The 17,602-nt window shown below is 55.6% G+C and carries 18 protein-coding genes and 1 riboswitch; of the genes, 3 read left to right on the forward strand and 15 right to left on the reverse strand.

The window, feature by feature from the left end:
• Positions 1-36: 36 nt before the first annotated feature.
• The 8 genes from ACMYSO_RS15310 to ACMYSO_RS15345 form a co-directional block, all read right to left on the reverse strand.
• Positions 37-849 (reverse strand): shikimate 5-dehydrogenase, encoded by an 813-nt coding sequence (locus tag ACMYSO_RS15310; RefSeq protein ID WP_434665657.1) that lies wholly within the window; start codon positions 847-849, stop codon positions 37-39.
• Positions 842-2,071, reverse strand: coding sequence for an L-sorbose 1-phosphate reductase (gene sorE, locus ACMYSO_RS15315; RefSeq protein WP_123757717.1), 1,230 nt, complete (start codon positions 2,069-2,071; stop codon positions 842-844). The genes ACMYSO_RS15310 and sorE overlap by 8 nt, the downstream gene beginning before the upstream one ends.
• Before the next feature lie 51 nt (positions 2,072-2,122).
• Positions 2,123-2,947: a PTS system mannose/fructose/sorbose family transporter subunit IID gene (locus tag ACMYSO_RS15320; RefSeq protein ID WP_434665660.1), complete on the reverse strand. Its 825-nt coding sequence runs from the start codon at positions 2,945-2,947 to the stop codon at positions 2,123-2,125.
• A gap of 11 nt (positions 2,948-2,958) precedes the next feature.
• Complete coding sequence (locus ACMYSO_RS15325; RefSeq protein ID WP_434665661.1) at positions 2,959-3,756, reverse strand: PTS mannose/fructose/sorbose transporter subunit IIC; 798 nt, start codon at positions 3,754-3,756, stop codon at positions 2,959-2,961.
• Between the two features lie 90 nt (positions 3,757-3,846).
• Positions 3,847-4,341, reverse strand: coding sequence for a mannose/fructose/sorbose PTS transporter subunit IIB (locus tag ACMYSO_RS15330; RefSeq protein ID WP_434665664.1), 495 nt, complete (start codon positions 4,339-4,341; stop codon positions 3,847-3,849).
• Positions 4,341-4,760 (reverse strand): mannose/fructose/sorbose PTS transporter subunit IIA, encoded by a 420-nt coding sequence (locus ACMYSO_RS15335; RefSeq protein WP_434665667.1) that lies wholly within the window; start codon positions 4,758-4,760, stop codon positions 4,341-4,343. Before ACMYSO_RS15335 ends, ACMYSO_RS15330 begins: the two co-directional genes overlap by 1 nt.
• A gap of 9 nt (positions 4,761-4,769) precedes the next feature.
• Entirely contained in the window at positions 4,770-5,573 is an 804-nt protein-coding gene (locus ACMYSO_RS15340; protein ID WP_434665669.1) for an SDR family oxidoreductase, read from the reverse strand.
• 68 nt (positions 5,574-5,641) lie between these two features.
• Positions 5,642-6,595, reverse strand: coding sequence for a sugar-binding transcriptional regulator (locus ACMYSO_RS15345; RefSeq protein WP_434665672.1), 954 nt, complete (start codon positions 6,593-6,595; stop codon positions 5,642-5,644).
• A 472-nt stretch (positions 6,596-7,067) separates the two neighbouring features.
• Between ACMYSO_RS15345 and rluF the strand changes: the two genes are divergently transcribed.
• Entirely contained in the window at positions 7,068-7,943 is an 876-nt protein-coding gene (gene rluF, locus ACMYSO_RS15350; protein WP_123757722.1) for a 23S rRNA pseudouridine(2604) synthase RluF, read from the forward strand.
• Here rluF and ACMYSO_RS15355 read toward each other — a convergent pair.
• From ACMYSO_RS15355 to lysC, 3 genes are all read right to left on the reverse strand, one after another.
• A complete protein-coding gene (locus ACMYSO_RS15355) occupies positions 7,940-8,212 on the reverse strand; it encodes a DUF3811 domain-containing protein (protein WP_123757723.1) in 273 nt (90 codons plus the stop codon). The genes rluF and ACMYSO_RS15355 overlap by 4 nt on opposite strands.
• A gap of 89 nt (positions 8,213-8,301) precedes the next feature.
• On the reverse strand, positions 8,302-9,231 hold the full coding sequence (panS, locus tag ACMYSO_RS15360; RefSeq protein WP_123757724.1) for a ketopantoate/pantoate/pantothenate transporter PanS: 930 nt from the start codon (positions 9,229-9,231) through the stop codon (positions 8,302-8,304).
• A gap of 167 nt (positions 9,232-9,398) precedes the next feature.
• A complete protein-coding gene (lysC, locus tag ACMYSO_RS15365; protein ID WP_434665675.1) occupies positions 9,399-10,748 on the reverse strand; it encodes a lysine-sensitive aspartokinase 3 in 1,350 nt (449 codons plus the stop codon).
• A 172-nt stretch (positions 10,749-10,920) separates the two neighbouring features.
• Positions 10,921-11,153: riboswitch (Lysine riboswitch) on the reverse strand.
• 473 nt (positions 11,154-11,626) lie between these two features.
• On the opposite strand from lysC, the gene pgi reads away from it, so the two are divergent.
• Positions 11,627-13,276 (forward strand): glucose-6-phosphate isomerase, encoded by a 1,650-nt coding sequence (pgi, locus tag ACMYSO_RS15370; protein WP_434665678.1) that lies wholly within the window; start codon positions 11,627-11,629, stop codon positions 13,274-13,276.
• A gap of 46 nt (positions 13,277-13,322) precedes the next feature.
• Here pgi and ACMYSO_RS15375 read toward each other — a convergent pair whose 3' ends face one another.
• Together ACMYSO_RS15375 and ACMYSO_RS15380 are read right to left on the reverse strand one after the other, a co-directional pair.
• On the reverse strand, positions 13,323-13,778 hold the full coding sequence (locus ACMYSO_RS15375) for an acyltransferase (protein ID WP_434586807.1): 456 nt from the start codon (positions 13,776-13,778) through the stop codon (positions 13,323-13,325).
• An 8-nt stretch (positions 13,779-13,786) separates the two neighbouring features.
• Positions 13,787-14,296, reverse strand: coding sequence for a GNAT family N-acetyltransferase (locus ACMYSO_RS15380; protein WP_434665681.1), 510 nt, complete (start codon positions 14,294-14,296; stop codon positions 13,787-13,789).
• 144 nt (positions 14,297-14,440) lie between these two features.
• On the opposite strand from ACMYSO_RS15380, the gene psiE reads away from it, so the two are divergent.
• Entirely contained in the window at positions 14,441-14,851 is a 411-nt protein-coding gene (gene psiE, locus ACMYSO_RS15385; RefSeq protein ID WP_434586803.1) for a phosphate-starvation-inducible protein PsiE, read from the forward strand.
• A gap of 204 nt (positions 14,852-15,055) precedes the next feature.
• Here the strand turns inward: psiE and malG are convergent, their stop codons facing one another.
• Both malG and malF read right to left on the reverse strand, forming a co-directional pair.
• Positions 15,056-15,946 (reverse strand): maltose ABC transporter permease MalG, encoded by an 891-nt coding sequence (gene malG / locus ACMYSO_RS15390; protein ID WP_434665684.1) that lies wholly within the window; start codon positions 15,944-15,946, stop codon positions 15,056-15,058.
• An 85-nt stretch (positions 15,947-16,031) separates the two neighbouring features.
• Entirely contained in the window at positions 16,032-17,576 is a 1,545-nt protein-coding gene (malF, locus tag ACMYSO_RS15395) for a maltose ABC transporter permease MalF (RefSeq protein ID WP_434665687.1), read from the reverse strand.
• Between the last annotated feature and the right edge of the window lie 26 nt (positions 17,577-17,602).

Consider the following 17,602-nt stretch of genomic DNA (forward strand, 5'->3'; position numbering starts at 1 on the left):
CGACAGGAATTGCGCCTTCCCTGGCGCTCAGCGTTGTTACTCCGCCCGGGCGAATGCCGCGGCTTCTCTGACGAGGTCAGCATCCGGGCGCACGCCGGTATACAGCGCAAACTGCTCTACCGCCTGCAGCGCGATCACTTCCGCTCCGCTGATGATGTGTTTATCCAGCTGCTGCGCCAGGCGAATCAGCGGCGTTTCCACGGGCAGGGCCACCACATCAAACACCACGCTGGCCTGGGCGACCATCGTCTGGCTGAACGCCAGGGTGTCGCTGTGCGCCCCGCCCGCCATGCCGAGCGGCGTGACGTTGACCAGGATATCGGTGGCGATCCCTTCCGGCTGGGGCTGCCACTGAAAACCGTACTGTCTGGCGAGCGCGAGGCCGTTGTCGCGGTTGCGAGCAGCGATAACCACGTTGCGAAAACCGGCATCGCGGAAGGCAGCGATTACCGCTTTCCCCATGCCGCCGCTACCCTGAATCATCACGGCGGCGGCGTTATCCAGCTGGTGGCTGTCGATCAGGCTTTTCACCGCAATATAGTCGGTATTGAGGCCGGTCAGCCTGCCGTTGTCGTTGACGATGGTGTTCACCGAATCAATAACCGCAGCGGAAGGATCGATGGCGTCGAGGAAGGGCATGCAGCTCTCTTTAAACGGCATCGATACCGCACAGCCGCGAATGCCCAGCGCCCGCACGCCGGCCACCGCAGCGGCAATGTCCTGCGTCGTAAAGGCCTTGTAGAGATAGTTCAGCCCCAGTTTCTGATACAAATAGTTGTGAAAGCGCGTGCCGAAATTACCCGGGCGACCGGCCAGCGACATACAGAGTTGGGTATCACGATTAATCATGAGCAATGTCCGGTGCGTGGGCTAACAGGTACTGTTCCGCTTCCGCAGACCAGATCCCATGGTGACGCTCCATAATGGCCGCCAGTTGCGGATCGGCAATCTGGCCCAGGGGCGTCAGTGGAAGTGATTTTTCGGTATACACCAGCTTTTTACCGCCGCCGACAGCGGGCAAATCGAGGGTCGTATCACCCGCGGCGTTAAGCCCAAGAATATGGGTCACCACTTTGGCGGCCTGGACTTTTTTCGCCTGCATCAGGGCGACGGCGGCCCGCATATCATCGGTATTCCCGCCGGACGTGCCGACGTAATGGGTGAAGGCGTAGTGCACATCGTAAAAGTTGATCGGCGCGCTGAACTGCTTATCCTGCGGACCGGCAAAGAAGTTCAGACAGCCGTCAGGGGCCAGCAGCGAAGAGGCCATGGTAATCAGCTGCTCATTGGGAACGAAGACGAAAATATCGTCAAAGCCGTGTCCGCCGGTCAGCGCCATCAATGTCTCACGTCCGGCATCGTGTCCGTCAAGGTAGTGGATCAGCGTTTGCGGCTCGGACGGATAGTGCTGGCGGGCATAGCTCAGCTTCGGCTTATTGGTATCGGTCACCACCAGCAACGACGGATTCACCGGCCCGTGCAGCGCATAGTCGATGGCCAGCAGCCCCATTGGCCCGGTGCCGCCGAGGATCAGCGTGCGCCCCTGCGGCCGGATCCCCATGGTGTGGTTGTAGGTGCCTTCCTGCAGATGATAGTTGGCATTGAACGCGCCGATCACGCAGGAGAGCGGTTCGACCAGCGAGCCTTCAAACCAGCTATCGCCCTCCCAGGTGAGCAGGCAATCTTGCGTCATCACCTCGTCAGGGATCACCACGTGAGTGGCTTCACCACCGATCCACGGGAAAGAGTAGCCGGGGCAATCGGGGCGGTCCGGCAGCTGCAGGTTGGCCTGAATCACGTAGCGCTGACCGGCCTGAAACTTGTGCTGCCATTTTTTGCCGACCGCGAGAATTTCACCGCAGAACTCATGACCGATGATGATGGGGTTGACCGCCACATCGTCCGGGACTTTCTTATGGTTTTCCCCCTGATTAGCCTCTTTCCAGGAAGAGAGACACAGGCTGTCGGTGACCACGCGGGCGAGGATTTCGTCGTCCTGCATGGCCGGGAGTTCGAAGGTTTCCAGGCGCAGATCGCGCTTGCCGTACAGTCGAAGAGCTGTTGTTTGCATAAACCACCTCATATTGAGCACAGTGGCCCCGGCGCGGCCGGGGCAGAAAAATCAGGACAAGAAGCCCAGCGCGTTGCCAACAATCCCCAGCCCGAACAGGGCGAAGATCAGCCATACTGGATTCACTTTTTTGTTGAGCAGGCGCACCATCAGCAGCGTCAGACCCAGCGCCAGCAGGCCAGGGCAGAGCTGATCGAGGATGTTTTGTACGGTCATGGTGACGGTAGCTCCGTCGGCGCCCGGCGTTTTCGATACCACCAACGGCACGTTGATGGTGGTCCATTTCGTGACCAGCACCCCCATGACGAACAGACCCAGAATCGACGCTCCTTCGGTCAATTTTTGCAGCAGGTTGCCGCCCATATCGCTGACGATATTGACTCCTTTACGGAAGCCGAGCTGTAGGCCATACCATTTCATGGCCAGACGTACTGCGTTGAAAATAAAGAAGAACAGCAAGGGGCCCAGCAGGTTTCCGGAGAGCGCCAGCGATGCGCCGAGCGCCGCGGTAATCGGGCGTAGCGTCCCCCATACCAACGGATCGCCGACGCCGGCCAACGGTCCCATCAGGCCAACTTTGATGCCGTTAATGGCTCCATCGTCGATGGCCGCCCCGTTGGCGCGTGCTTCCTCCATGGCCGCCGTCACGCCCAGCACCGGGCCACAGACGGCGGGGGTGGTGTTGAAGAACACCAGATGGCGCTTCAGTGCCGCCACCTGATCCTCTTTTAGCGGATACAGGCGCTTGATCGCCGGGATCATGTCGTAGCAAAAACCAAGGCCATGAATTCGTTCGAAGTTGAAGGAGGCCTGCTGCAGGTTGGAGCGCAGAAATATGCTAACCAGGTCGCCTTGTGTCAGTTTTTTCGGTTCCATTGTGGGCTCCATCAGTCGTCAAGTTGGTCAAGGGCGGTGGAAGAGGCGGCAACCTGCTGCGGCTCGGTCTTACGCCATTGCGGGTTCAGCTGGATGTAAATCAGCGCGATGATGACGCCCACGCCGCCAAAGGCCAGCAGGCTGAAATTGAGATAACCTCCCGCCAGAAAACCGAGGAAAAAGAAAGGCATCAGATACTTCACGCCCATCATGCGCAGGACCATGGCGTAGCCCACCACCACAATAAAGCCGCCGGCGATTTGCAGACCGCGAGTGACAAATTCCGGGATGGCGTTGAGCATGTTGCTGACCATGTCGGCACTGACAAACATCGAGACCACCAGTGCCGGAATGGCGACGCGCAGCGCCTGTACGCCCAGCGCCGAGACGTGCAACATATCGATGGTACGAAAGCGGGCTTCTTCTGCCGCTTTGTCCGCCGCATGCTGGAAGACGACGGTGATGGTGCGGGCGAAAACGGTTAATACCTGGCCTGCCGCCGCTACCGGCAGCGCGATGGCGATACCGGTGGCGATGCTTTGATGACCGACGATAACCAGAATGGCCGAGATAATGCTGGCCAGCGCGGAGTCCGGCGATTGTGCGGCACCAACGTTCATCCAGCCGAGGGCGATCAGCTCCAACGTACCGCCGAGCATAATCCCGGTTTTTAAATCACCGAGAATTAACCCGATAACGGTACAGGCAATTAACGGGCGGTGAGTCTGGAATTCATCCAGCACGCTGCCCATGCCAGCAATACAGGAAAAAATAAATATGGCGATTATTTGTAGGGTACTAATTTCCATTATATGTCACCTTGCGGATATATTAATCCCTGCCTGTTATGGCATTAATATGGCATCGTGCGAACGATGGTATTAATACAGGCGCTTTTTTTATTCTGTAATGGACTGCTCAGTTATTTTGTCGATAATATTTATGGATGGATCCGAAGCCACCACGCGTAAATCCAGTTTGACTCCCAATTTATCCAGCTCACGAAACGCATTAATATCGTTTTGATCTAACGATACCGCTTTGGTTAATTGTTTTTTACCCGGTCGCCAGGCCATTCCGCCAATATTCAAGGTGGCGATATTGACGCCTTGCTTGACCATCGTTAACGCATCCTGCGGGTTGGTAAAGAGATAAAAAACGGTCTCGTTTTGATATTGTGGGTTGTGATAGACGGCGACCGCTTTTTCCAGGTTCACGACGTTGACCTTCATTCCCGGTGGGGCGGCCTGGCGCAGTAAGGTGCGCCGTACTTCATCGTTATACACCTCGTCGTTGCAGATAATAATGCGTTGGGCGTTAGCCACTTTGGACCAGACGGTAGTCACCTGGCCGTGGATCAGGCGGTCATCGATGCGGGCGAGCGTAATGTTCATCAAAAATCCTCCTCAATGGTTTCCGGAGTGGTTTCCGGCTGCCGCCAGACCACGCAGCACTGGCTGGCGATGGCGATCAGGTGGTCGCATAATGCCTCTGCGCTCATGCTGTGCTGGTTATCCACCAGTTCCAGCGCCAGCGGTAACGAGAGGCCGCTGATGACCCGCAGTCGTGGGTTGCCCATCGCCAGTCCGGCGGCGGCGTTCCACGGGCTGCCGCACTGCAAATCAACGGCAATCAGCCACTCGCTATCATTGTGAGTGCTCACTAACTTTTCCAGCTTCGCAGCGATATCCCCGGCGTTTTCTCCCGGGACAAATTCCACGGCGTTGACGTCGACGTCGCCATAGACCATGCGGACCGAATCGAGCATGGCGCCGGCCAACTGGCCATGTGCGCAGAAAATAACATTCACCATATCGACTCCTTAACCGCGGGTTTTTCCGCCGGCGATGTTAGTGGTTACTCCGGTTATATAGCTTGCCCGCTCTGACAGCAGATAGCAGACGTAGTCGGCAACCTCGCTCAGACGACCGGAGCGGCCAATGGGAATCGCATTTTTGCTATAGCCCGCCCGCAGCTGCTCAACGGTGATGTTGCGCGTCCAGGCCAGCGCTTCTTCATATTCCGGCGTACGCAACCCGGTCTTTTCAAGGATCCCCGGCGCCACGCCGACGACGCGGATGCCGTGTTTACCCAGCTCTTTGGACCATGAACGGGTGAAGCTATTCAGCGCCGCCTTGGTCGCGGCATAGCAACTCTGGCCCTCTGAGCCTTCCAACCCACTTTCCGAAGAGACGTTGACAATCACGCCTTCACGCTGCTTCACCATCTGCCGCGCCACCGCCTGCGACATCAAAAAGACCCCTTTCTGGTTGATATTGACCATTTTCTCAAAGGCGGCTTCGTTTAACTCATAACGGCCTTCCGGCGCTTTTTCATCGACCAGCAGTCGCGGAAAATTCACCCCGGCATTATTCACCAGACCATCGATACGCCCGTATTGCTGGATAATTTGCGCTACGCTGTGGTTCACTTCACTGGCGCTGGAAATATCCGTCGGCCAGAATGTGTAACGATCGCTGTTTTGATATTTGTCGCCGCCGTGAATATCGGTCATCTGGACATTGGCGCCGAGGTTTAATAATTCCTCAACAATTGCCAGGCCAATGCCCGAAGCGCCACCGGTAACAATAATGATTTTATCTTTCAGATTTAGCCAGGTTTGCATAATAGTCATCTCATTTTTCAGGTAAAGGGAACCCACGCAGCGCCAGCTGCGTTAACAGAAAACGATTTTTATTTCAGTAATAGCTCTGCAGTTTCTCGATTAGTCACCAGACAGTTAATATAGCCACCGCGTAATGCACCAATAATACCCGTGTATTTTTCTTCTCCGATGGCAATACCTACGGAATAACGTACCTGTTTTAATCGGGCAATATCGATGGATAACGTTTTTTCATTCATCGTGGTCTCAACGGCGTTGCCGTTGATATCGTAAAAGCGTGAACAAATATCTCCAGCGACCTGGCGTACGTTAAGGTCATCGCTCTCTTCGCTGCCGTAAAAGGCGTGCCAGTTGGCGCCATCGCGGATCGCCGGGGAACCGATCCCTACCAGAGCCACGTCGAGGTTCTCCCAGTAGGATGAAATGGTTTTAAAGTGCTGAGACTGCATAATGCCGTTGCGGATCAGGGTGTTCTCCAGCAGCGCCGGGAAGTCAGCCAGGTGCGATTCGGCTTTCAGCCGGGCAGCGGCGCCGTAGGTCAGCGTATTCACATGATATCGACTCTCCAGTTTTCCCGAAGGGCCGCCGATGATCGGCACGCAGATCACCTGCCGCGACTGGCTTGCCTGAGGCAGGGTTTCCACCAGCGCCCGTACCGCCCGTCCCCAGGAAAAACCGATGATATCGCCGGGCTCAAGCAGGCGATCCACCAGGTGTGCCCCGTGCTGACCGATGGTGCTGAGCTGGTCCTCTTCCTGTAAAGAGCTGCATGAGGCCACCACGGCTTCTTTAAGACCGAACTTCTGCTTCAGCTGCTGCTCCAGCCACAGGTTTTCGTTGTAGTCGTAGTTGATGGCGATGGTGACAATACCCTGCTCGCGTCCGCGCTTCAGCAGGCGGCTGATGGTGGTGCGGTAAATACCCAGCTCGCGCGCAATCTGCGCCTGGGTCATGTCCTGCTCGTAATAGAGCTGGGCAACTTTCACTATTAAGCGGATATCATCGCTGTTTTCGATCGCCATCTTCGGGCTCCTGCACATTTGTGCAAATGACATTCTTGCTCTCTTGATCTGATATAACCCCATCACAGGCCGACTACAAAGAAATATTCCACCATTTCATTAGGATGAGGTGGTGGTTTGTTTTGCACATTTGATCTTGATCCCCTCATGAGATGGCACTTCTGTGCGTGATGCGCTAATGGATTGATTCTGCTTATGTTCACCGGGCAAAGTTGCACGGTCTGTGAATGGACACTTTTGTGTAGAAAGAGGTGGGAGATCACATTTATCGGCGCTTGATGCTGACGTGACTGTTTTTGATTGTCCGCAGGTTGAGGTATATTCCACGTTTTATGCCCGTCATACATCAAAGCATTCAAGTTTTATCAAGGCGGCAAGAGAGCGCACTCCGGCAGCATAGCAATCTATGTGGAATGAGTGAGCGGAGCCAACACAGTGACAACTTGAAGGATGAAGTGTCTCAGGAGACGTTATGCTGCCCGACTCATCAACCCGACTTAATAAATACATCAGTGAAAGCGGCATCTGCTCGCGTCGCGAGGCGGATCGCTACATTGAGCAAGGCAATGTTTTCATTAATGGCAAGCGAGCGACCATCGGCGATCAGGTTAATCCTGGCGACGTCGTGAAGGTTAACGGTCAGCTGATCGAACCGCGCGAGGCTGAAGATCTGGTGTTCATCGCGTTGAATAAGCCGATCGGTATTGTCAGCACGACGGAAGACAGCGAGCGCGACAACATTGTTGACTTCGTCAATCACAGCAAGCGCGTTTTTCCTATCGGCCGCCTGGACAAAGACTCCCAGGGACTGATCTTCCTCACCAACCACGGCGATCTGGTGAATAAGATCCTGCGCGCCGGCAACGATCATGAAAAAGAGTATCTGGTGACGGTCGATAAGCCGGTGACCGACGACTTTATTCGCGGCATGGGGGCCGGTGTGCCGATCCTCGGGACGGTGACGAAGAAGTGTAAAGTCAAAAAAGAAGCACCGTTCGTGTTCCGCATTACCCTGGTGCAGGGGCTAAACCGTCAGATTCGCCGGATGTGCGAACATTTTGGCTATGAAGTCACGAAACTTGAACGGACGCGTATTATGAATATCGGGCTGTCGGGACTGCCGCTGGGTGAGTGGCGTGACCTGACGGATGATGAGCTGGTGGCGCTGTTTAAGCTGATTGAGAACTCGTCGTCCGAGGCGCAACCGAAGGCGAAGCCGAAAGCCAAACCGAAAACGGCCGGGATCAAGCGTCCGGTGGTCAAGGCTGAGAAAAGTAACGAGAAAGGGCGCCCGGCATCAAACGGTAAACGTTTTACTCAGCCGGGGCGTAAGAAGAAAGGGCGTTAACGTCTGCCGCGGGTCGGCGTGTTTGCCGACCATGAGAACGACGCGTCGCTATCGGGTTTGTAGGCCTGCTTTTTCTTCAGCTGGCGGGCCTTTTTCGCTTCTGCTTCACGCAGTACCATCAGTTTATCGATGTACTCTTTTTTGACGGCGTTGGTTTCTGCGTTAGTCAGCAGGCGGCCGTGCGCAATTCTCGCCCGGTCCAGCAGCGTTTTTAGCTCACGCTGCTCACGTTCGGTCATATCTTGTTGCGTAATGCGGGGAAGTGCCATAGTAGAACCCTCAGTCAGCCGATAATTTAGTGTACGGCAATCGCGGGCCGACGGACAGCGCGTTCATCCGTCTCCCGCGTCATGGCGACTTAGCGTTTACGCTCTGATTTAGCGGTGGGTTTTCCGGACCAGTAGCCTGCCAGCAGGGAACCGGACAGATTGTGCCAGACCGAGAACAGCGCCCCAGGCAGTGCAGCAAGCGGGCCGAAGTAGATTTTGCCCAGCGCGGCAGCCAGGCCAGAGTTCTGCATCCCCACTTCAATCGCCAGCGTGCGGCAGGTTGACTCGTCAAAACCAAACAACCGCCCACCCCAGTAGCCGCCGAGCAGGCCGATGGCGTTATGCAGGATCACCGCGACAATCACCACCAGACCAACAGAGGCGATATGGGAAGCGGAGCCGGCAACCACGGCGCTGATAATCGCCAGAATACAGACCATCGAGAAGGCGGGCAGGAAAGGCTCAACCGCGCGCACCACTTTTGGCAACGTATGGTGAATGACCAGTCCCAGCGCAATCGGGATCACCACAATTTGCAGAATGCTCAGCAGCATCCCCATCACATCCACCTGAATATGAGCATCCACATACAGCCGCGTTAACAGCGGGGTGGCGACTACCCCAACCAACGTCGAGACGGACGAAATGGTGACCGACAGCGCCACATCACCTTTTGCCAGGTAGATCATCACGTTTGAAGCCGTCCCGCTGGCGACGCTGCCGACCAGCACCATGCCAGCGGAAAGCTCCGGCGGCATATGGAACAGCAGCGCCAGTGCCCAGGCCGCGAGCGGCATCACCAGATAATGCAGGAAGATCCCGGCGGCAACCGGCGCCGGGCGTGACAGCACGCGTTTAAAATCGTCGAGTTTAAGGTGCACACCCATCCCGAACATAATGAGCATCAGCAGCGTCGTCACCCAGGGACCGATGGGCGTAAAGGTTGATGGGGTGTAATAGGCCAGAACGGAGAGCAGCAGCGCCCAGAGCGGGAACAGCCTCGTCAGAATAGCGAGCATGGTGTTTTCCTTGCGATTGACTCCTCATGCCGGGCGTGCGTCTGTGGTGCCTGCGTGGGCGCCACGTCGGCCAGCAGCCTGAACGATGAGGGATGTTGTGTTGATATAGTTATAAAAAAGCCGGGTGCGAGCCCGGCTATAGGTAATATTTATCGTGCTAAGGGATATTATTCAAACAAATTATGATGAAGCTTCTGCACGACTTTCTCGGCATCGGCGCCAGGAACCAGGAAGCAGAGGTTATGGCTGGATGCGCCGTAGCAAATCATACGAATATTGAACGGCTCGAGCACGCCAAAGACCTCTTTGCCCACGCCGCAGGCACGGGAAAGATCGTTACCGATCAACGCCACCAGCGCCAGATCCTGCTCGACTTCCACCCGGCACAGGGAGGAGAGTTCGGTCAGCAGCGCCTGGGTTAACAGGGTATCGGTGGCGGACGTTGAGCCGGTGGTATCCATGGTCAGCGCGATGCTCACTTCAGACGTGGTGATCAGATCCACGGAGATATTGTGGCGCGCGAGGATCCCGAACACTTCCGCGAGGAAGCCGCGGGAGTGCAGCATATTCAGGCTGTGCAGCGTCAGCAGCGTCTGGCGACGGCGCAGGGCCAGCGCCCGGAACAGCGGCGGGTTTTCGGTTTTATTGCACACCAGCGTACCGCCGGCGGTAGGTTCTTTACTGGAGCCGACGAAGACCGGAATATCGCTACGTACCGCAGGCAGTAAAGTGGCAGGATGGAGCACTTTTGCTCCGAAGGTGGCCATCTCGGCGGCTTCGGCAAAGGCGATAACGTCAATACGTTTGGCCGCCGGCGCAACGCGCGGGTCGGTGGTGTAGATGCCCGGGACATCGGTCCAGATATCCACGCGGCTGGCGTTCAGTGCTTCACCTAGCAGGGCGGCGGTATAGTCGCTGCCACCGCGGCCCAGCGTCGTGGTCCGGCCCTTTGCTTCGCTCCCGATAAAGCCCTGGGTGACCACCAGGCCTTCTGCCAGACGCGGGGTCAGCTGCAGTTGGGTCAGTTCGGCGAGGGCGGCAATATCCGGCTCGGCGCGACCAAAGCGATCGTTGGTACGCATAATTTTACGCACGTCGAACCACTGCGCGGCAATTCCACGCTCGCGGAGGATTTCGACAAACAGCAGGGTAGACATCAGTTCGCCATGGCTGACCAGTTCATCGGTCAGGGCGGTGGAGCTTGCCAGCGCGGCGGCTTCTGCCAGGCTGGTGATATTTTCCAGCAGGCGCTCAATCTCTTCGCGAATTACGTTGGGATAGCGCAGGCGCTCCAGGATATTGAATTGGATCTGGCGCAGGGAATCGAGTTTTTCAAAACGCGCGGTGGGTTCCAGCCCTTCAGCCAACGCCACCAGAAGATTGGTCACTCCCGCAGAGGCAGACAGCACCACTACGCCCGTGTTTTCATCGAGTCGCGCAACGTCAACGCTGCGGTTCATAGCATCGAAATCGGCAACGCTGGTGCCGCCGAATTTGGCTACAACTAAATCTGTCATAACAACCTCGTGTCAGGGGGCCTGACTTATTAAAACGATTCCTGAGTGGGTTTGGGCTGGACTCAAACTTACAGTAATAAAATGTCTTAATAAGCCAGGCCAAATTATTCAGCCATGGCACAAGGGAAGAGCGATAAACAGGGTGGGCGCAGAGCAAAAAACAGCTACGATGTCACCCAGAAGTGCTCCACCTTGTAGACCCATTCCCCAACGCGTTGCGTTAGTTCCTGAGTATGAAACGCCCGACTGCGAACGTTTCTGGTGACAACCCAGGGGATTCAGCCCCTGTGGCCGGCGAGCAGCGTACCAGACGCTTTTTCACCTCGGCGTTGCTCCCCCTCACGTATTTTCCCCGGACTGGTTCCTCCAATACGGCTACCTGGGCAACGCACCTCTTCTGGCAATTACCGACGTCTTTCACTTTGCCGGGAGCGCCAGTGAAGGCTCCCCCCGCAATACCCTTTCGCTGTAGCGTGAAATGCGCGAGCAATACATACCTGCAATGATGCAAGCTGTGCAGCTATATAAAGGCTTCAGGGCAGGTATGTCAACGCTGTGGTTATGCGGATTTTTCATGCACCGGCGATTAACAGAAAAAAGCCTTATGATGGCAATACCCAAAATAATTCGAGTTGCTTGTAGGCGGCAAGGCCGTTCACCCCAGGAGCTTACTGAAGTAAGCTCCTGGGGTGAACGGATGCAGCCAACACCCAGGCAACTTGAAGTATGACGGGTATATACTGGTAGAGGCTTTTTACCACAATGTAACCCTGTTCATGGCGCAGATCATCGGCATAACACAAAAATCATCACAATTTTTTGCCGCCGGCGCTACAATCGACCGCAGTCAAAATTCTCAAATCAGAAGAGTATTGCTAATGAAAAACATCAACCCAACGCAGACCGCTGCCTGGCAGGCATTACAGACACATTTTGATGCAATGAAAGACGTCACTATCAGCGAGCTTTTCGCCCAGGATAGCGACCGTTTCTCTAAGTTTTCCGCGACGTTCGACGATTTGATGCTGGTGGATTTTTCCAAAAACCGCATCACCGAAGAGACGCTGGCAAAGCTGCAGGATCTGGCAAAAGAGACCGATCTGGCGGGCGCCATCAAATCCATGTTCTCTGGCGAGAAAATCAACCGTACCGAAGACCGTGCGGTGCTGCACGTCGCGCTGCGTAACCGTAGCAATACTCCGATCATCGTTGATGGCAAAGATGTGATGCCGGAAGTGAACGCGGTGCTGGAGAAGATGAAAACCTTCTCCGAAGCCATTATCTCCGGCAGCTGGAAAGGCTATACCGGTAAGGCGATCACCGACGTCGTAAACATCGGTATCGGCGGCTCCGACCTCGGCCCGTTCATGGTGACCGAAGCGCTGCGCCCGTACAAAAATCACCTGAACATGCACTTTGTGTCTAACGTCGATGGCACCCATATTGCGGAAGTGCTGAAAGGCGTGAACCCAGAAACCACGCTGTTCCTGGTAGCCTCTAAAACCTTCACCACTCAGGAAACCATGACCAACGCCCACAGCGCGCGCGACTGGTTCCTGAGCACTGCCGGTGATGAAAAACACGTGGCGAAACACTTCGCGGCGCTGTCGACTAACGGCAAAGCGGTAGGCGAGTTCGGGATCGACACCGCCAACATGTTTGAGTTCTGGGATTGGGTTGGCGGTCGCTACTCGCTGTGGTCAGCGATTGGTCTGTCCATCATCCTGTCCGTGGGCTTCGATAACTTCGTTGAGCTGCTGTCCGGTGCGCACGCCATGGATAAGCACTTCTCCACCACTGCCCCGGAGAAAAACCTGCCGGTGCTGCTGGCGCTGATCGGTATCTGGTACAACAACTTCTTTGGTGCAGAGACCGAAGCGATTCTGCCGTATGACCAGTATATGCACCGCTTTGCCGCCTACTTCCAGCAGGGCAACATGGAATCCAACGGCAAATACGTTGACCGTAACGGTAACGCCGTGGATTACCAGACTGGCCCGATTATCTGGGGTGAGCCGGGCACCAATGGTCAGCACGCGTTCTACCAGCTGATCCACCAGGGCACCAAAATGGTACCGTGCGATTTCATCGCGCCAGCCATTACCCATAACCCACTTTCCGATCACCATCCGAAGCTGCTGTCTAACTTCTTCGCGCAGACCGAAGCGCTGGCGTTCGGTAAATCCCGTGATGTGGTTGAGCAAGAATATCGCGACCAGGGTAAAGATCCGGCGACCCTCGATCACGTGGTGCCGTTCAAGGTGTTTGAAGGCAACCGCCCGACCAACTCCATCCTGCTGCGTGAAATCACGCCGTTCAGCCTGGGCGCGTTGATTGCGCTGTATGAGCACAAGATCTTCACTCAGGGTGTGATTCTGAACATCTTCACCTTTGACCAGTGGGGCGTTGAGCTGGGTAAACAGCTGGCTAACCGTATCCTGCCAGAGCTGAAAGCGGATGACGAAATCAGCAGCCACGACAGCTCTACCAATGGCCTGATCAACCGTTATAAATCCTGGCGCGCATAATAGCGACAACGGATCGCCATGCCGGCCCACGTGGCCGGCATTTTTGTTATAGCTTCCGCAGCAGCTTTGCCGGATTACCCGCCCACACCCCTTTTTCGGTGATGGATTTTGTCACCACGCTCCCCGCACCTATCACCGCCCCGTCACAAATACTGACTGCCAGAATCGCCGCGCCGCTGCCGATAGCGACATCGTTACCGATGGTAATCCGCCCCCAGCTTTCCCGGTTGGCGTCGGGACGTCCGTCACGAAACATATCATTGGCAAACATCACGCCGTGGCCGATAAAGCACCGTTCACCGATCGTCACGTACTCGCAGATAAAGGTATGGGACTGGATTTTGCTGTCGGCGCCGATGCGCGTATTGCCCTGAATTTCGACGAACGGGCCGACAAAGACGTTGTCGCCCAGTTCGCAGTCATAGAGGTTGGCGGGCTGGTAGATAGTCACGTTCTCGCCGCTGGTGACGTTGCGGATGCCGGTTTCACGAAGGGTGTGCATGCTGCCTCTCAGATCGGTTTGGCCAGAATATGTAAGATGCTCTGCTGGGTGGCGGAATTAAATACGACATCTTTTAGGTGCTGCATCCCCTGACGTTCATAAAAACGACGGGCGTTGGTATTCGCGGCGAGCACCTCCAGCCATAACCAGCTTTCACCGGCCTCTTTTGCCCGTGTTTCGACGGCGTTAAAAACCTGCTCGCCGTAGCGGTGCCCCGTTGCGCCAGGCAGCAGATAGAGCTTATGCAGCAGCGTACCGGACGGCCCGTCGGGGTTGAATTCCTGGCGGCACGCGTATTTCGCAAAGCCAATCGGGCGTGCGGCTTCAGCAATCAACCAGCAGCACTGCGCATCGGCCAGACTGCATTCCAGCGAGGGCAGGGAGTACTCTTGTTGCAGGTAGTGTTCCATCTCGTCGGTGCTATGCCAGAGGTGAGCAAAGTGGTGGCGATAGCTGGCATTACCCATTTCGTTGAGCAACGCCGCATCTTCCGGTTGTGCAGTACGGATTTTCAGCATGGTTGTTTCCTTTTTAACCCGCCAGTCTGGCAAGTGATTGTTACATCTACGCCGACGGTGGCAAAAAGTTAACGAATAATGTCGATCTGGGTCACATTTTTGCGTTATACAGGTCACAAGAAATGATAATGAAGAGGTGTACCTATGCCGTCGGTCTATCGTCCGTTGGTGAGCTTTATTGCCACTGCCATGCAGGCGGTGCTGAATCTGGCGCTGTTGTGTCTGGGCGTCATTCTGGTGGTGTTTCTGGGGAAAGAAACCTTTCATCTGGCACACGTGCTGTTTACCCCGGAGCCGGTCAGCAAGTACAAGCTGGTTGAAGGGCTGGTGGTCTATTTTCTCTATTTCGAGTTTATCGCGCTGATTGTGAAATACTTTGAGTCGGGCTTTCACTTTCCGCTGCGCTATTTTGTCTATATCGGCATCACCGCGATTGTGCGTTTAATCATTGTCGATCATGAGTCGCCGATGGCGGTGCTGATCTATTCCGGCGCGATCCTGATACTGGTGATTACGCTGTGGCTGTGTAACTCCAACCGGCTGAAACGCGAATAAAAAAAAGCGGCCTCCAGGGCCGCTGACCAACAGTCACAAAATTGAATTTATGTAGGGTCCAGTTGAGGATTGCAGTGGCATTTGCCTTACTTTTTCAGGGGGAGATGGACTGCTGCACCCGGTTGGGGTCGTGTACCTCAGTCCATCCCCTCTGAAATTTGGGGCGGGTAACCCATGATTTCTCAGGGTCAATAACGATGAAACTTAACCTTTCACTCCACCCGCCGTCAGGCCATTAACCAACCAGCGCTGTGCCAGCAGGAAGACCACGGTAATCGGGATGGCGGAGAGCACCGCCGCGGCGGCAAAGTCGCCCCACAGATAGTTCTGCGGGTTGAGATACTGTTGCATACCGACCGCCAGGGTGTAGCTGTTGACGTCACGCAGCAGCAGCGAGGCCACCGGCACTTCGGTAATCGCAGCGATGAACGACAGAATAAACACCACCGCCAGAATCGGTACCGACAGCGGCAGCAGCACCAGACGGAAAGCCTGCCACGGTGTTGCACCATCCAGCGCGGCCGCTTCTTCCAGCGAGCCATCGATGGTTTCGAAGTAGCCTTTAATGGTCCAGACGTGCAGTGCGATACCGCCCATATAGGCGAAGATCACGCCGCCGTGGGTATTCAGGCCGACAAACGGGATATATTGGCCGAGACGGTCAAACAACGCGTATAACGCCACCAGCGACAGTACCGCAGGGAACATCTGGAAAATCAGCATCCCTTTGAGCAGCGTAGCTTTGCCCGGGAAGCGCATACGGGCGAAGGCATAGGCGCAGGTGGTGGAGAGTGCAACGATCCCGATGGCGGTGATACCAGCCACTTTTATCGAGTTCCACAGCCACAGCAGAACCGGGAAAGGTGGCGGAGTGACGCGACCGTCAGCGTGTTCGACGCTAAAGCCCAGCGCCAGCCGCCAGTGCTCCCAGGAGATCTGATCCGGGATTAAGCTACCGGTGGCGAAGTTACCTTCGCGCAGGGAGATAGCGATAACCATCAGCAGCGGGAACATGATCGCCGCGATAAAAATCAGTAGCAGGAGGTGCGTGGTGAACAGACGCAGCTTCTGAGATTTGGGTTGTACCATAGCCATAATATTTTCTACTCCTTAACGCCGATCCAGGCTATTTGGCTTGCCAGTGTTGGGCTGGCAAGCCCATGACGTCTGGCTATTCCAGTTAATCAAATTTCATTCGTGTGGCTTTCAGGTTCACAATCGCCAGCACGCCCACCAGCAGGAAGATCAGCGTGGCGATAGCAGCCGCCAGACCGAAGTCCTGACCCCCGCCGCCCTCAAAGGCGATGCGGTAGGTATAGCTCACCAGCAGGTCGGTATAGCCGGCCGGTGTGGTGGTGCCGAGGCGGTCCGGACCACCGTTGGTCAACAGCTGAATCAGGACGAAGTTGTTAAAGTTAAAGGCGAAGCTGGCGATCATCAGCGGCGTAAGCGGCTTGATCAGCAGCGGCAGCGTAATCTTAAAGAAGTTCTGGAACGGGCCCGCGCCGTCCATCGCCGAGGCTTCATACAGGTCGTCAGGGATCGCTTTCAGCAGGCCCATGCACAGAATCATCATGTACGGATAGCCCAGCCAGGTATTGACGATAATGATCATCGTCCGTGCCGTGGTCGGGTCGCTGAACCAGGCTGGTTTGATGCCGAATAGCGCACTGAGCATCATGTTGATCTCACCAAAACTCTGGTTGAACAACCCTTTGAAAATCAGAATCGAGATAAACGACGGTACGGCATAAGGCAGAATCAGCAGGACACGGTAGACCGCTTTGCCCTTCAGTGATTCCCACTGGACGAGGCAGGCGAGGATCATGCCGACCGCCACGGTCAGAATCACGGTCAGTACCGAGAAGACCACGGTCCAGACGAAGATGGCGAAGAACGGTTTCTGGATCCCTTCATCGGTAAAGACGCGCGTGAAGTTATCCCAGCCGATGCTTACGGTGTAGCCCGGGCTGAGTTTCTCTGCACCCCAGCTGCCGTCGGCATTGATCGATTGATAGAAGCCGACGTCGTTATTCGGACGGTATTTGACGCCGCTCTGGTTATTGGTCAGGGTACCGTCGTTCGCCAGGGCATACAGCGGCTGGGTACCGGAGAACTGACGCAGGGAACTCATGATCACTTTGCTGTCGTCTGGCAGCACGGCGGTCAGTTGGTTCAGGGCGGTACGGTTTTGCGTAATCACACGCAGCGTCGCGTGTTCGCCTTCCGGCAGGGCGTCAGCCTCTTTTAAAGCCAGCTTCTGTTCGCCGCCGAATTTAAAGGCATCGGACAGATAGTTTTTGCCACTTTCACCGTCGGTCAGCGCCAGTTTCCACTCATCTCCCGCTGGGTAAAGCGCGAAGTTGTAGGATTTACCGGCCTGGAAGGAGCGGTCCATCAGCACCTGCTGGGCACGCTCAAAGGTCAGCTGGTTGGTGCTGCTGTAGTTAGTGAAAGCGATGGCAATGGTACAAATCAGTGGGAACAGGACGAACAGCCCCATTCCGGCAAGGCCAGGGTAAACATAACGCCAGGCGTAGGCCTTACGGTTGGTGAAAATATACAGGCCAGCAGAGCTTAAAATCAGCGTCAGTATGGCAAACAGGTACTCCCCCTGGGCATACATCAAAACGATAAGGTAACCCACCAGCAGGCACAGCAAGCCAATCACAGACCATGTCAGCTGCGGGCTTTGCCACCAGTGTTTCTTTTTCACGACATCCATGGGGATCATCCTCTTTACACTTTATC

Source organism: Klebsiella sp. B345 (assembly GCF_051131735.1).
Taxonomy (GTDB): domain Bacteria; phylum Pseudomonadota; class Gammaproteobacteria; order Enterobacterales; family Enterobacteriaceae; genus Klebsiella.